This is a genomic window from Corynebacterium glaucum, assembly GCF_030408855.1.
In the GTDB taxonomy this organism is placed as follows: Bacteria; Actinomycetota; Actinomycetes; order Mycobacteriales; family Mycobacteriaceae; genus Corynebacterium; species Corynebacterium glaucum.
The window spans coordinates 2,014,218-2,026,890 of sequence record NZ_CP047358.1; the positions used below are offsets into that span (position 1 = coordinate 2,014,218).

Sequence of the window (12,673 nt, forward strand, 5' to 3'; positions counted from 1 at the left end):
TTACTTTCAATTAACGGATGCTTATACCCTACACCAGAATCTATTCGCTTCCTCTTGTCTTTTTGCGTATGAACTCGTGCGGTAGCGTTTGCGGAGCTAGTGGGACCCAAAAAGGCGGTCAGTTCGAGCATTTTCAGAAGCATTTTAATGAAAACTTCAGCCCTTCCAGGGTCATTAGCTCAGATTCATTTTGTTCATAGGCTTCTTGGACATAGGTCCGAGGACTTCTTTGACGTGGAGTCGGCGGTCTTCTTTGACATGACGAGCGGATCTTCTCCGTTCTCCGCATCCCCCTTTCAGCCACTTAACCCGCAAATGCCCAATCGGCCTTTCTGAGCTAATGTAAGTCTGCCGAGAATTGCCCGATTCCTGCAAAACTGGGAGACCGTTTTACTCTCGAGCCGGATCGAATTCAGCGACCTTTTTGCGCTTGTGCAATGGAAGCCAACCAGCAAATTCACCTTCGCAAACGTCTAGAAAGCCGACAGGCATGCCTAGGAGGTCGCCGGACTTCACAGGAAGCTAGGGAACCGGTCCTTGTTAAGAGGAAACAGCACCGGCGAGGCAGTTCAGATTCGGGCGAGGACGTCGGGGATTTCAAAGTCACCTAAGAGCCGTCGACCATAAACGAAATTATGTGATTAACATTGTTTAAGTTTCTTCAAGTTACGCAGCATCTTGGCCGCCGAGGCTTCTGGTAAACTGGGTACTCTGGGAGACTCATCCAAGTCCAGCAGGGAGCGAACCATGACCGAGAGCCGCCCACCGAAGATCGAAGACAGCATTGACCACCTCGGCGATCCGGATGCCACTCACGACGTGCAGGAATCCGCGTCAGCGGAAGACACGATCGAAAGCACCAATGCGGACGCTGAAAGTGATGAGGAGGCGTAACCATGGCTGACAATCCGAACTACGACGGTGTAGATAACGTCGATGACTCGAACGGCGGAGTGGGCGATGCCGCCGCAGGTGTAGAAAACACCGGTGTCGAGCCGGGCAGCGAAACCGACCGCCTGCTCGACGCGGCGACGACCCGTATTGGCAACGAGCCAAATGATGAGGGTTCGTTAGGCGATTTCGAAGATGTAAACCAGGACGCAGTCGACGGTACCCGCAACGTCACCGAGGGCGACCACGGCGAGACCCCAGATCAGCTGCGATCCGACATCGAACGCTAGAAGCAACGTCGCACCTCCCCCACCGCTGAGACTCTTCGCGAGCGCTCGGCGGTTTTTCATTTGCTGGGTGAATTTGAGACGACCGTTCCACTGTGTGATACATTCTGAACCGCCAGATGGACTTTGGTCCACACAGTGGAATGAAAGGACTCGCGATGACGGCGAGCGTCGATAATCAGCCCTCTCCCCAGCCGGCGATACCTACGGCGATTCGGGAAACCACTCCGGAAGAACGTCGCCGCGTGCGACTCGCTTCCACGATCGGCACCACGATCGAGTTCTACGACTTCTACGTCTACGCCACCGCCGCTGTGGCGGTGTTCCCATTCCTATTCTTCCCAAAGTCGGAATCCAGCACCGTCGCCCTGCTCTCGTCGTTCGCCACATTCGGCCTCGCGTTCATCGCTCGCCCGCTCGGTTCCATACTCTTCGGACACTTCGGTGACAAGGTCGGCCGTAAGGCCACCCTGGTCGGCGCCCTGCTGACCATGGGCATTGCTACGTTCATCATCGGTTTGCTTCCCACGTACGCGCAGGCGGGCATCTGGGCGCCGGCGCTGCTTGCACTCATGCGCTTTTGCCAGGGCCTCGGCCTCGGCGGCGAGTGGTCAGGCGCAGCCCTGCTGTCCACCGAGACCGCAGCGAGGGGCCGCCGCGCCTGGGCCGGCATGTGGCCACAGCTGGGCGCACCGTTCGGCTTCTTCCTTGCCAACGGGCTTTTCCTCATCTTGGTTTCGGCCTTGGGCCACACCACCGGAGATTTCGAAGGCGCGTTCATGCGCTGGGGCTGGCGCATCCCATTCCTGCTCTCCATCGTGATGGTTGCGATCGGCCTGTGGGTGCGCCTCCAAGTGGAAGAGACCCCGGTGTTCCAGCAGGTCGAACAGAACGACCAGAAGGCGGCATCGCCTTTGGCCGAGGTGTTCAAGACCGCATGGAAGCCGCTAATTCAGGGCACCTTCATCATGGTTGGCTGCTACACGCTGTTCTACATCGTGACCACCTGGTTCTTGTCTTACGGCATTGGCTCCGCGGAAGAGGGCGTGGGCCTAGGCATCGCATACCCGACCTTCCTGAAGCTGCAGCTGATCTGCATCTTCGGCTTCATGCTGGGCATCCCGGTCGCGGCGCACCTCGCCGACACGTTTGGCCGCCGCCCAGTGCTGGGCCTGACCTCGGCCGCAATCATTGTTTACGGCCTGTGCTTCAAGTGGCTCCTTAACCCGGACACCTTCACCATGGTCTCCTTGGGCATCTTCCTGTTCATCGGCATGATCCTTATGGGCTTCATTTTCGGCCCGATGTCGGCGATTCTGCCTGAACTGTTCCCGTCTAACGTGCGCTACACCGGTTCCGGCATCGCCTACAACGTCTCTTCCATCTTGGGCGCTGCCATCGCCCCATTCATCGCGACCGCCTTGAGCGCCGAGTACGGCCCCCAGGCCGTGGGCGTCTACCTGGTCATTGTTACTGCGATCTCGCTTGTGGCCATCCTCTCCGCCCCGGAGACCAAGAACCAGGAAATGCACGAGATCTAATCCCCTTGCTTTCCAAACCGGAAAGTGTCACACTTGCCGATATGGAAAGCAACAACGTCACCCCGGAAGAGGCCCGCGTTGCCCTCGAATCCGTGGACGGGATCGCGCAGAGCGTCAAGCGCTCCCCCACGCCCCTATGGGCGTACGCGCTCGTCAGTTCGCTCTTCGGCTTCACCGTCGCGATGACGATACTTGGATGGAAGTACTGGTGGGTGGCGTTTATCCTCATGATAGTCGTGAGCGTTGCCCTGGCAATGTACGAGCGCAACCGCGCTGTGCGCCCCAGCATGAAGCAACCGCTACAGGAGGACCCGCAGCCCAACTGGGTAGCCGCCGTGGCGCCGGTGGCCATCCTGCCATTGATCTGGCTCGTACCTGAAGGGAGTACCGTCGGCGCGGCGATCGCGGGTGTAGTCACCGCGGTGGTGTTCACCGCCATCCTTTACTACGAGGGCAAACGCCGATGATCGATCCAATCATCCACCCGCTGCCCCGCCTCCAGATCTGCGCGGCGCTCTTCCACGCCGGTGCTGTTGAAACTGCAACGAGCCGCCAGGAGATGCGCTTCTCCAGTCTTAAGACGACAACCGGTCTCTCGGACTCCGCGCTTTCGAAGCAGCTCACTGCGCTAGAAGAGCACGGTTACATCTCACGATTTCGCGAGTACGGCTCCAGCCGCGCGAAGGACACGGTGTGGGTAATGCTGACCGAGCACGGAGTCCGGGCATTCAAAGGGCACATCCAAGCGCTCCAAGAAATTGCCGCCGGGCAGGGCGGGTAGCCTAGCGGCTATGAGTTACCCGCAGCCGTCGACAAGCGCCTATGCCCTGATCACTGGCGCAAGCCAAGGTATCGGTGAGGCGATCGCGCGCAAGCTCGGCGCCGCCGGCCACAACCTGATCCTCGTTGCCCGGCGCGAGGAGGTGCTCATGCGCATCGCGGACGAACTAGCCGCCACCCACGGCATCAACGTCGAAGTCTTCGCGGCCGACCTGGCAAAGGAACGCGACGTCGACGCGCTGCTTGACCACATCGCGCAGCGCGAGATCTCCATCTGCGTCAATTCTGCAGGCATTGCTTCCTTCGGCGCATTCATGGACCAGGACTGGGAGTACGAGACGAACCAGTTCAACCTCAACGCGACCGCGGTGTTCCGCATCACCAAGGCGGTGCTCGATCAAATGGTGCCGCGCGGCAACGGCGCACTATGCAACGTCGGCTCAGCCGCGGGCAATTCCCCGATTCCAAACAACGCAACCTACGTCTTCACTAAAGCTGGCGTGAACACGTTTACGGAGTCGCTGCACTACGAGCTCAAGCCCACCGGCGTACACTGCACGCTGCTCGCGCCGGGGCCGGTCCGCGAGGCGGAAGTGCCGGCGGAGGAACAGACGTTCGTCGATAAGCTTGTGCCCGACTTTCTCTGGACCACCTACGAGTCTTGTGCTGAGGACACGATCCGCGCGATGCGCAAGAACAAGCGGCGCGTGGTGCCGGGCCCGTTGTCGAAGGCGATGGACGTGGTGTCTACATACGCTCCGCGCGGCTCGCTCGCGCCGCTGCTCGGTTCGTTCTACGCGAAGATGGGAGAGGAACAAAATGCCTGAATCGCAAAGCGAAGCCACCCTCGACATCCCGGCGAAGGACAACCGCATCGTCTGGGTCGACCTGGAGATGACCGGCCTGGATCTGCAACGCCACGTGATCGTGGAGGTCGCGGCACTGGTTACTGATGCGGAGCTGAACATCCTCGACGAGGGCCTCGACATCGTCGTCCACGCCACCGACAACGAGCTGGCGCAAATGGATGACTTTGTCACCGACATGCACACCACCAACGGGCTCCTCGACGCCATCAAGGAAACTTCGACAACCATCGCGCAGGCCGAAGAGCAGGTGCTCGCGCTGATTGCGAAGCACTGCGAGAGCTCGAACCCGCCCCCGCTGGCGGGCAACTCCATCGCTACGGACCGCGCGTTCATCCGACAGCACATGCCGCGCTTGGACGCCGCCCTGCACTACCGCATGATCGATGTGTCCACGATCAAGGAGCTCGCCCGCCGCTGGTTCCCCAAGGCGTATCAGAACCAGCCGGAGAAGGGCATGAGCCACCGGGCGCTCGCGGACATTGTCGAGTCCATCCAGGAGCTTGATTACTATCGACGCTCCGTTTTCACCGCCTCCCCCGGCCCCGCCGGCGAGGATGCCCGCGCCGCCGCTTCCGAAGCGCAGCAGGCGTACCAGCGGTTTTTGTAAACTACACGGCCCGTACTAAGGTAGATCCCGCTGCTTTTCAGCAGCGATGGTGGCTGTAGTTCAGCTGGTAGAGCACCAGGTTGTGATCCTGGGTGTCGCGGGTTCGAGCCCCGTCAGCCACCCCGAAGTGCGAAAGCCCTGGCCACCCGGCCAGGGCTTTTCCGCGGTCAAGGGGTTACTCGTAGAGCGGTTCAGCGGACCCGCCGGAGCGCATCTCCCAGTCAAGGTTCCAATACCCCAGCCCGTCGTACGGCGTTAGCGTGCCGCCTGAGGTGTTCTCCACGATCACCGGGTCGCCGCGGCGGACGTACTCCATGAACCACTTCGCGTCCTCTGTGGTCGCGTTGATGCAGCCGTGGGAGACGTTGCGTGAACCCAGATCACCCACTGCCCACGGCGCCGCGTGCACGTAGATGCCGGAGTAGGACATCTGCGTTGCATAGCTCACCGGTGTGACGTAGCCGCCCTCGCTCAGATCCAGCCCGTACGAGCGCGAATCCATCACCAGGCTTTGGTGTTGATCGCCCACCACGTAGATACCGTTCGGGGTGTCAAACTGCTCATCGCGGCCCAGCGCGATCGGCAACGACTTCACCAGCTCCCCGTCGCGGTACACGCTCAGGGTCTTCGAATCGTTGTCCACATAGGCCTCCACCAGATCGCCGATGGTGAAGCTCACTGTCTGCTCATCGCCGCCACCCCACAGGTCGCCGCCTAGGTTGTGGCCGTACAGGTTCGTGGTCACGCTGACCTCAGTGCCCGGCTCCCAGAATTCTTTCGGGCGCCACCGCAGTTCGTAGGGGTCGATCCAGAAGAACCCGCCCTCGGTGTCGTTGGAAGTCTCGATGGTGATCGCATCCTCGGCGGCCTTCGTGTCCTGAATCGGCGCACCGAACCGGAACGTCACCGCCTGCGCCACGCCCACCGTCGAGCCATCGAGCGGCCCCACAGCCACGTTCGCCTTCCACCCAGGGTTCACGGTGGAAAACTTCGACGTCGACGTCTTTCCGTCCGCGTTGCGCGCCTCCACGGTGTAGGTACGTCCGTAACCCAGCACCTCAGTGGTTTCCCACTCAGAGTTGTCCGAGTTGAACTCGGCCTCGACCTCGGTCCCTTCCTCATTCTTTATGGTCACCGAGAGCAGTTTGCTTGTCGACGTCACCGTGACGCCTTCCGCAGGCGCCACTCCCGTTTCCCCATCCTTGATTGAGATCTTGGGCGGCTTCGCGTTCGTGGTCGAGGTGTCGGTGCTTTCGCCGTCGTCACCCGAGGGGGCGGCGAGTGCTTCTGAAGTTTCCGCAACGGAACTTAACTGCTGGTCACCGATCGTGCACGCTGACACTCCAAGGCCCACAACACCAGCGATGGCCGCCGCCGCGATGAACCGATGAGCGCCCTGCAACCGCATCCGCTCTCCCCTCGTGCTAGCTCGTTCGTCGTTGAGCATATCGCGGCGCCGCCTCGAGTAGTTAGTCGATCCAAGTCCCACCGCAATTACCACAGCGCGTCGCCGGAATGCCCGCACGCAGGCGATTTCACCAGAATTCCGGTCGGTGCTATAGTTCTTTTTCGTTGCCCAGACGGGCGGACAAGTTCATAAGCGCCATTAGCTCAATTGGCAGAGCAACTGACTCTTAATCAGTGGGTTCGGGGTTCGATTCCCTGATGGCGCACAAAATCACCACACTGCAAGGCTCGCGAAACTCAGCACCGCGGGCCTTGTTCTTTTTCCGCCGCTTGCAAGATCTGGGCGCTACAGTGTCATCATGACTCGCGCACTGCTTATCGTTGACGTTCAAAACGACTTCTGCCCCGGCGGCGCACTTGCTACTGCCCGCGGCGATGAGGTCGCGGTCAAGCTCGCTGAGCTGCTCGAGGACGAAGCTGCCATCAGCGGCTACTCGCATATTCTGGCCACACAGGACTGGCACATCGATCCGGGTGAGCACTTTTCACAACAACCGGATTTCGTTGATTCGTGGCCGGTGCACTGCGTCGCCGACACCGCTGGAGCGAATCTCCGTGCACCGCTCGACGTTGCAAAGATCGATCGCTTCTTCCGCAAAGGCGCGTACTCCGCCGCTTACTCCGGCTTCGAGGGCAGCGATGAAGCAGGTGTTCTTCTACTGGACTACCTCACTGAGCAAGGCATCGATTCGCTCGACGTGGTCGGCATCGCTACCGACCACTGCGTGCGTGCCACAGTGCTAGACGCGTGCAGAGAGAACATCGACGTGCGCGTCCTTGCGGAACTTTGCGCCCCGGTTGACGAGTCACGAGGAGACTCCGCCCTCACCGAAATGAAAGAGGCCGGGGCGGAGATCGTTTAGCGGCTTGATTGGCGGAGCAGGTCTTCCATCTCCCCCATCTCGGCGACCTGGACATCAATCATTTCCTGCGCCATCTCACGCAGCGGGGCGTAGCCGCCGCGCTCCACTTCATCCTGCGTCATGTCGATGACGTGAGCGTGGTGGGAGTGCATCATTTCCAGGAAGGCGGTTCGCAGCTCGTCGCCACTCAACGAGGCGAATTCCTCTAGCTGCTCTGGCTGGAACATGCCGTTCGCGATGTGCTTCGAGTGAAGCTCCATGTCCTCTTCGATGCCCCACTCCTCGGCCCATGCCCGCATTTGCTCGTTCTCTCTTTCCTGCCCCTGCTTAACGCGCTGGGCCAGATCACGTACTTGCGGGTCGTCGACATCGGAGGCCAGGAGTACATCGGACATCTCGATTGCCTGCTCGTGGTGGGGCACCATCATTCCGATGAAGTGCACGTCAACGTCGTTGTGTGCCCCTTCCTCCGGAGCAAAGGCCGCGCGCAGCGAAGGTCCGAGCGCGGTCGCTAAAAGCACGAGCGCGGCGATAACTGCGAGAGCTACCACGAGCGGTTTTTTGCTCGGGCGCATCGCCTCGAGCGATTCGTCCGCGCCGCTTTCCAATTTGATGTCCGGCATTGGTATTCCCTTTCGATGAAAATGTGGATATGCAAAAGCCGCCCGAGCTTCGTGGTGCGAAGCTGGGCGGCTAGGCCGTGTCTAAGTACGGCGGCTTGCGGCCGTACGTTGAGAACTAGCGGTTGGCCAGCAGCTTCTGCAGCTCCTTGAGCTGGCTCTTGCGCTTGCGGCCGTTGTAGAAGCGAATCCCCACGAGCACCGCGATGCCTGCGACGATGCCGCCGATGACCTTCTGCACCGTCTCGTCCTGGGCCCACTCGACGGCCTGCTCCTTCGCGTTGTCCGCGAGGTTGGAAGGGTTGGTGCGGTCCGCGAGCTCGTCGAGGGTGCTGGCGAGTTGGCTACGGGTGCGCTCGATCTCGCGCTCGATGTCATTAATGTCTCGTGCCACGGGGGTGTCTCCTACATTCGTTGCTTAAAGCTGTTCCGAAACCACAGTAGTGGAAACGTCGGGAGAAAACAGTGTAGAACGGGGAAGCATGACCGAACAGAACCGACTATCTCCCGGCGATACCGCCCCAGCGTTCACCTTGATCAACGACCGTGGCGAGGATGTCTCCCTCGCCGACTTTGCCGGCCAGCAAGTGATTGTGTATTTCTACCCGCGTGCAAACACCCCGGGTTGTACGACGGAAGCCTGCGACTTCACCGAACGGTTTGAGCAGTTCGAGGGCGCCTCGGTGGCAGTGCTGGGAATCTCGCCCGATCCCGTGGACCAATTGGCGAAGTTCCGCGCCGACCACGATCTGAAGGTGGAGCTCCTTTCCGACGAGTCAAAGGAGACCCTTCGCGCCTGGGGCGCATACGGGAAGAAGAACACCTACGGAAAGATCAGCGAGGGCGTCATCCGTTCGACGTTCCTGGTCGGCGCCGATGGGAAGATCGAGCAAGCTCAGTACAACGTCAAGGCGACGGGCCACGTTGACCGCGTGCTGCGCGACTGGATGTAGTCCGCGACCCATTTGCCGCAGTCTCAGGCAGCAGTCTTAGTCACCCATAAACACAAACCTCGGATCGGGGATTCCGGATTCGCGCCCTTTTTCGAAGTTTTGGCGGATCGCCGAGACCTGCGATCCGAGGTTTGGGCGTGTGGTTTGGGTTTTCGTGGTGCGCCCGGAGAGACTTGAACTCTCACGTCCTAAGACACTGGAACCTAAATCCAGCGCGTCTGCCAATTCCGCCACGGGCGCGCGTGCACTTACTTTACACAGAGGTGGGTCGTGACCCTAATGCGTACAAGCACCGAGCTCAAACTTTAGTTTGGTTCGGTTCGTGTGGTGGGTAGACTGAACCACTGTGAGTGAAGACAGGGAGAGGCCGCAGCGCGAGCGCGTAAAAATCCGCGCTTGGCACATCTTGCTTCTCGCCGCTGCTGTAATCACCTGCCTGCTTTTGGCGTGGTGGCAATGGACCCGCTACCAGTCCGGCACCGGCACTTTCCAAAACCTCGGATACGCCTTGCAGTGGCCGTTCTTCGGAGCGTTCTTCGTCTACGCCTACAGGATGGGCATCAAGATGGAGAACGAAAAGATCGATGCCGAAAATTCAGGCGAGGTGATGGCAAACATGTACGAGGCGGACCTCGCGAGGTTCGGCGCATCGGATGGCGCGACCATCACCGAGATTGATGAAGACTTTCTTCCGCGACGCCCGCAATTTGATGTCGCTGAATTCAACGAGATGGTAACTCCGAAACGTCACCACCCTGGCGCAACTATCGACGAAAGGACCGGCGAAAACTAGCTCATGTCGAACCCGACCAACCCCTCTCACGAGCCCTCGACGCCGCAGCAGACGGCAGCATCGCAGACAGCGACTCCACACATTCACCCCGAGCGGCAGCGTCGCGTTCGTTCGGCGCTGACGCTGTTTTCCATTGCAGCGTGGGTGACCGGCGTGCTGCTGCTTCTGCTGGTGGCCCGCATGGTCATGGAATACGGCTTCGGCATGGATGTTGCCGCGCTTGCTTGGGTCGCCCGCGTGCACGGACTCGCCTTCATCGCATTCCTGATGGCGTCGCTGAACCTGGGGCTCAAAGCTCGCTGGCCTGCGACCACTTGGGTAGTCACGGCCATCTCGGGCGTGGTGCCATTCCTCTCGTTTGTGGTCGAAGCGCAGCGTCGAAAAGAGGTCAAGCAGACCTTCCAGTTGAGCTAACAGGGTTCGTTGGGCTAACCGGGCTAGCCCAACCGAGGGGCAACTCCTTAGCGCTCGCCGCGGGTCAGCACCATAACGCCGACCTTCTCTGCGTTGTCGTTCTGCGGGGTGAGCGTCAAAGCATCGTTGTTGATCTGGCCCGTGTATTTCATATCCTGGCCAGTCAGCGGGTCAGCCAGCTTGAAGTCCTCGCCATCTCGCTTGCACTTTGCGTCGTTGGATTCGCCGCTGGTCTCGGTCATAGACCAGGAACAATCGCCGCCGTCGATGGTGAGCGTTGCGGAGCCTCCGCCGGAGGCGGAGTCGGTGGCGGTGATGTCACCAGACCAGGTGCCGTCCCAGTCGCTGGACGAGCCGCAGCCAGAAAGCAGCGCACCAGCGGTCAAAGTAGTTACTACAAAAATCAATGGTTTCTTCATAGCCCCCACCATAGCCGGAAGGTACTTCTACCCACGAAGCGCGGCAATCGCCGGGGCGAGTTCACGCAGTGCTTTCCCGCGGTGGGAGCGGGCATTCTTCTCCTCCGCTGTGAGTTCGGCAGAAGAACGTCCCGGCGCGTCGGCGGGAGCGAAGAGCGGGTCGTAGCCAAACCCGTTCTCGCCGCGCGGTTCACGTAGCAGAGTTCCTTCCCAGCGCCCCTCGGCGGTAGTTTCCTCCCCATCCGGCGTCACAAGCGCGCAGCACGAAACGAACGCGGCACCACGAACGTTGATGTCTTCCATCTGTGCCAGCAGGAGACGGTTGTTCGCCTTGTCGTCACCATGCGCGCCAGACCAGCGTGCGGAGAGCACACCCGGCATCTCGTTGAGGGCGACGACAGTCAGGCCCGAATCGTCCGCGACACACGGCAGCCCGGTGGCTGCCGCCCCAGCCCGGGCCTTGATCAACGCGTTTTCCGCGAAGCTGAGACCGGTTTCAGCAGGTTCGGGATACGAGGGGGCGTCGTGAAGCGAAATGAGCTCTACCCCCTCGATGCCGAGCTCGCGCAGGACCTGCTCCAACTCGACGAGCTTTTTCGCGTTGTTCGAAGCGACGAGGAGTTTCACCGTGCTCACAGCCCGAGCGCCGCCTTCTGAGCGGCGATGAGCTCGGCGCAGCCTTTCTCGGCGACATCGAGCATCGCGGCGAGCTGGTCGCGGCCGAACACGCCATGTTCGCCTGTGCCCTGGATCTCGACGAAGTTACCGCCCTCCTGCATCACCACGTTGAGGTCAACCTCTGCGCGCGAGTCCTCGACATAGGGCAGGTCAAGACAGACGTGGCCGTCGATCACGCCGGCGGACACCGCCGCAACGGGCGCGAGCAGGGGTTCGCCGGGCACGAGGCCGCGGTCTTTGAGCACTGCGATCGCATCGGCAAGCGCGACATACGCGCCGGTAATCGACGCGGTGCGGGTGCCGCCATCTGCCTGCAGTACGTCGCAGTCGATCTGGATCGTGTTCTCCCCGAGCTGGGTGAGATCCACCGCGGCACGCAGGCTGCGCCCGACCAGGCGCGAAATCTCGTGGGTGCGCCCCTTGACCTTGCCCTTCATCGATTCGCGCGGCATGCGCTCGTGGGTGGCGGACGGCAGCATCGCATACTCGGCGGTGAGCCAGCCCTCGCCGGAATCCTTCTTAAAGCGCGGCACGCCTTCCTCCGCGGTGGCGGTGCACATCACTCGGGTCTGGCCGAACTCCACCAGCACGCTGCCGGCGGGGTTGGTGGTGAATCCGCGGGTGATGCGCACCGGGCGCATCTCGTCGAAGGCGCGGCCGTCGACGCGGGAAAATGAAGTGTCAGAAACGGGGTCAGTCATGCGCCCCAGACTAACTCACACCTCGAAGACAGCGCCCGCCTCGCCGACGATGACCTCGCCGTCGAACTCGGCCTGCGCCGCAGCCCGAGCGGCTTCCTTATCGCTCCATGGCTGGATGTGCACCAGCACCAGCGTTTTCACCCCGGCTTCACGCGCGATACGCCCCGCATCCTGGCCGGATAAGTGCATGCCCTCGGGTTGGCCCTCCGACGTCGGCCCCCAAGCCGACTCGCAGAAGAGAAGATCCGCGTTCAACGAGGCGTCGATAAGCGATGGTGTGAACCCAGAGTCCCCAGTGTAGGTGATGACCTTGCCGGTGGCCTTGTCATCGACGCGCAGCGCGTGCGACTCGGCTGCCGGGTGAACGACTGGGAACGGCGTGATGATCACGCCCTCAAACTCAACCGGCGTGCCCGAGACCCAGGGATGGAACTCGAAGGTGTCTGAGATGTCGTTGATGTCATCGGGGCCATCCGAGCCCATCCGGCCGAAATGTTCGGGTGCGTAGGACGGGCCGTACATCAGGTTCCGACCGGCCGCGGGCGCCGTCGGATGGTAACGGCGCCACACGAGCAACGACGCCACGTCAGAGCAGTGATCCGCGTGCAGGTGGCTGAACACGACGTGCGCGGCCGAAGGGTCGAAGTCCCGCTGCATCGCAGCGAGCGCTCCAGGGCCGAAATCCATCACCACATCCGGGTTGCCGGCAGTGGAGACCACATACGACGATCCGGGGTTGCCAGGCGCCGCCAAGCTACCGGAGCATCCGAGGATGGTGAGCTTCATGGAC

Annotated in this window: 18 protein-coding genes and 3 tRNA genes; 13 read left to right on the top strand and 8 right to left on the bottom strand. The window is 61.1% G+C overall.

The features are described from left to right. Positions 1 to 747 precede the first annotated feature (747 nt). The 8 genes from CGLAUT_RS09760 to CGLAUT_RS09795 all read left to right on the top strand — a co-directional run bounded on the left by CGLAUT_RS09760 (position 748) and on the right by CGLAUT_RS09795 (position 5,097). Positions 748 to 894: a hypothetical protein gene (locus CGLAUT_RS09760; RefSeq protein ID WP_157731352.1), complete on the top strand. Its 147-nt coding sequence runs from the start codon at positions 748 to 750 to the stop codon at positions 892 to 894. A 2-nt stretch (positions 895 to 896) separates the two neighbouring features. Next, positions 897 to 1,181: a hypothetical protein gene (locus CGLAUT_RS09765; protein ID WP_095660574.1), complete on the top strand. Its 285-nt coding sequence runs from the start codon at positions 897 to 899 to the stop codon at positions 1,179 to 1,181. Positions 1,182 to 1,336: 155 nt separating this feature from the next. Continuing rightward, entirely contained in the window at positions 1,337 to 2,719 is a 1,383-nt protein-coding gene (locus CGLAUT_RS09770; RefSeq protein ID WP_290184910.1) for an MFS transporter, read from the top strand. A 41-nt stretch (positions 2,720 to 2,760) separates the two neighbouring features. Beyond that, positions 2,761 to 3,186, top strand: coding sequence for a hypothetical protein (locus CGLAUT_RS09775; protein WP_290184912.1), 426 nt, complete (start codon positions 2,761 to 2,763; stop codon positions 3,184 to 3,186). Beyond that, positions 3,183 to 3,500, top strand: coding sequence for a transcriptional regulator (locus CGLAUT_RS09780; protein ID WP_095660577.1), 318 nt, complete (start codon positions 3,183 to 3,185; stop codon positions 3,498 to 3,500). The genes CGLAUT_RS09775 and CGLAUT_RS09780 overlap by 4 nt, the downstream gene beginning before the upstream one ends. 10 nt (positions 3,501 to 3,510) lie before the next feature. Continuing rightward, on the top strand, positions 3,511 to 4,326 hold the full coding sequence (gene cmrA / locus CGLAUT_RS09785) for a mycolate reductase (protein ID WP_290184915.1): 816 nt from the start codon (positions 3,511 to 3,513) through the stop codon (positions 4,324 to 4,326). Continuing rightward, the gene (gene orn / locus CGLAUT_RS09790; protein ID WP_290184917.1) at positions 4,319 to 4,975 is read left to right on the top strand and encodes an oligoribonuclease; all 657 of its coding nucleotides are present in this window, start codon (positions 4,319 to 4,321) and stop codon (positions 4,973 to 4,975) included. The genes cmrA and orn overlap by 8 nt, the downstream gene beginning before the upstream one ends. A gap of 49 nt (positions 4,976 to 5,024) precedes the next feature. Continuing rightward, positions 5,025 to 5,097, top strand: a tRNA-His gene (locus CGLAUT_RS09795). A gap of 53 nt (positions 5,098 to 5,150) precedes the next feature. Here the strand turns inward: CGLAUT_RS09795 and CGLAUT_RS09800 are convergent. Continuing rightward, the gene (locus CGLAUT_RS09800) at positions 5,151 to 6,383 is read right to left on the bottom strand and encodes a L,D-transpeptidase (RefSeq protein WP_343898676.1); all 1,233 of its coding nucleotides are present in this window, start codon (positions 6,381 to 6,383) and stop codon (positions 5,151 to 5,153) included. Positions 6,384 to 6,575: 192 nt separating this feature from the next. Between CGLAUT_RS09800 and CGLAUT_RS09805 the strand changes: the two genes are divergently transcribed. Further along, positions 6,576 to 6,648, top strand: a tRNA-Lys gene (locus tag CGLAUT_RS09805). A 93-nt stretch (positions 6,649 to 6,741) separates the two neighbouring features. Then, on the top strand, positions 6,742 to 7,305 hold the full coding sequence (locus tag CGLAUT_RS09810; protein WP_290184921.1) for an isochorismatase family protein: 564 nt from the start codon (positions 6,742 to 6,744) through the stop codon (positions 7,303 to 7,305). Here CGLAUT_RS09810 and CGLAUT_RS09815 read toward each other — a convergent pair. Then, entirely contained in the window at positions 7,302 to 7,928 is a 627-nt protein-coding gene (locus CGLAUT_RS09815; protein WP_290184922.1) for a DUF305 domain-containing protein, read from the bottom strand. The two genes, CGLAUT_RS09810 and CGLAUT_RS09815, sit on opposite strands and share 4 nt — an antisense overlap. Before the next feature lie 115 nt (positions 7,929 to 8,043). Beyond that, positions 8,044 to 8,319: a DUF3618 domain-containing protein gene (locus CGLAUT_RS09820; protein ID WP_095660582.1), complete on the bottom strand. Its 276-nt coding sequence runs from the start codon at positions 8,317 to 8,319 to the stop codon at positions 8,044 to 8,046. 88 nt (positions 8,320 to 8,407) lie between these two features. On the opposite strand from CGLAUT_RS09820, the gene bcp reads away from it, so the two are divergent. Beyond that, entirely contained in the window at positions 8,408 to 8,878 is a 471-nt protein-coding gene (gene bcp, locus CGLAUT_RS09825) for a thioredoxin-dependent thiol peroxidase (RefSeq protein ID WP_290184923.1), read from the top strand. 155 nt (positions 8,879 to 9,033) lie between these two features. Here bcp and CGLAUT_RS09830 read toward each other — a convergent pair. Then, positions 9,034 to 9,118, bottom strand: a tRNA-Leu gene (locus CGLAUT_RS09830). Between the two features lie 106 nt (positions 9,119 to 9,224). Between CGLAUT_RS09830 and CGLAUT_RS09835 the strand changes: the two genes are divergently transcribed. Together CGLAUT_RS09835 and CGLAUT_RS09840 are read left to right on the top strand one after the other, a co-directional pair. Then, positions 9,225 to 9,671, top strand: a complete 447-nt coding sequence (locus tag CGLAUT_RS09835; protein ID WP_290184925.1) for a hypothetical protein — start codon at positions 9,225 to 9,227, stop codon at positions 9,669 to 9,671. 3 nt (positions 9,672 to 9,674) lie between these two features. Then, positions 9,675 to 10,085 (top strand): DUF3817 domain-containing protein, encoded by a 411-nt coding sequence (locus CGLAUT_RS09840; protein WP_290184927.1) that lies wholly within the window; start codon positions 9,675 to 9,677, stop codon positions 10,083 to 10,085. Between the two features lie 47 nt (positions 10,086 to 10,132). Here CGLAUT_RS09840 and CGLAUT_RS09845 read toward each other — a convergent pair whose 3' ends face one another. The 4 genes from CGLAUT_RS09845 to CGLAUT_RS09860 are packed head-to-tail and all read right to left on the bottom strand — an operon-like array spanning position 10,133 to position 12,669. Next, a complete protein-coding gene (locus CGLAUT_RS09845) occupies positions 10,133 to 10,504 on the bottom strand; it encodes a hypothetical protein (protein ID WP_290184929.1) in 372 nt (123 codons plus the stop codon). Between the two features lie 27 nt (positions 10,505 to 10,531). Continuing rightward, positions 10,532 to 11,131 (bottom strand): RdgB/HAM1 family non-canonical purine NTP pyrophosphatase, encoded by a 600-nt coding sequence (gene rdgB / locus CGLAUT_RS09850; RefSeq protein ID WP_290187122.1) that lies wholly within the window; start codon positions 11,129 to 11,131, stop codon positions 10,532 to 10,534. Positions 11,132 to 11,136: 5 nt separating this feature from the next. Next, positions 11,137 to 11,883, bottom strand: coding sequence for a ribonuclease PH (gene rph, locus CGLAUT_RS09855; protein WP_095660587.1), 747 nt, complete (start codon positions 11,881 to 11,883; stop codon positions 11,137 to 11,139). Between the two features lie 15 nt (positions 11,884 to 11,898). Further along, a complete protein-coding gene (locus CGLAUT_RS09860) occupies positions 11,899 to 12,669 on the bottom strand; it encodes an MBL fold metallo-hydrolase (protein ID WP_290184932.1) in 771 nt (256 codons plus the stop codon). Positions 12,670 to 12,673 lie beyond the last annotated feature (4 nt).

Bases quoted from the DNA above. Each gene is read 5' to 3' on its own strand.
- CGLAUT_RS09760 (WP_157731352.1), top strand. From the start codon at position 748: ATGACCGAGAGCCGCCCACCGAAGATCGAAGACAGCATTGACCACCTC.
- CGLAUT_RS09765 (WP_095660574.1), top strand. From the start codon at position 897: ATGGCTGACAATCCGAACTACGACGGTGTAGATAACGTCGATGACTCG.
- CGLAUT_RS09770 (WP_290184910.1), top strand. From the start codon at position 1,337: ATGACGGCGAGCGTCGATAATCAGCCCTCTCCCCAGCCGGCGATACCT.
- CGLAUT_RS09775 (WP_290184912.1), top strand. From the start codon at position 2,761: ATGGAAAGCAACAACGTCACCCCGGAAGAGGCCCGCGTTGCCCTCGAA.
- CGLAUT_RS09780 (WP_095660577.1), top strand. From the start codon at position 3,183: ATGATCGATCCAATCATCCACCCGCTGCCCCGCCTCCAGATCTGCGCG.
- cmrA (WP_290184915.1), top strand. From the start codon at position 3,511: ATGAGTTACCCGCAGCCGTCGACAAGCGCCTATGCCCTGATCACTGGC.
- orn (WP_290184917.1), top strand. From the start codon at position 4,319: ATGCCTGAATCGCAAAGCGAAGCCACCCTCGACATCCCGGCGAAGGAC.
- CGLAUT_RS09800 (WP_343898676.1), bottom strand. From the start codon at position 6,383: ATGCGGTTGCAGGGCGCTCATCGGTTCATCGCGGCGGCGGCCATCGCT.
- CGLAUT_RS09810 (WP_290184921.1), top strand. From the start codon at position 6,742: ATGACTCGCGCACTGCTTATCGTTGACGTTCAAAACGACTTCTGCCCC.
- CGLAUT_RS09815 (WP_290184922.1), bottom strand. From the start codon at position 7,928: ATGCCGGACATCAAATTGGAAAGCGGCGCGGACGAATCGCTCGAGGCG.
- bcp (WP_290184923.1), top strand. From the start codon at position 8,408: ATGACCGAACAGAACCGACTATCTCCCGGCGATACCGCCCCAGCGTTC.
- CGLAUT_RS09840 (WP_290184927.1), top strand. From the start codon at position 9,675: ATGTCGAACCCGACCAACCCCTCTCACGAGCCCTCGACGCCGCAGCAG.
- CGLAUT_RS09845 (WP_290184929.1), bottom strand. From the start codon at position 10,504: ATGAAGAAACCATTGATTTTTGTAGTAACTACTTTGACCGCTGGTGCG.
- rph (WP_095660587.1), bottom strand. From the start codon at position 11,883: ATGACTGACCCCGTTTCTGACACTTCATTTTCCCGCGTCGACGGCCGC.
- CGLAUT_RS09860 (WP_290184932.1), bottom strand. From the start codon at position 12,669: ATGAAGCTCACCATCCTCGGATGCTCCGGTAGCTTGGCGGCGCCTGGC.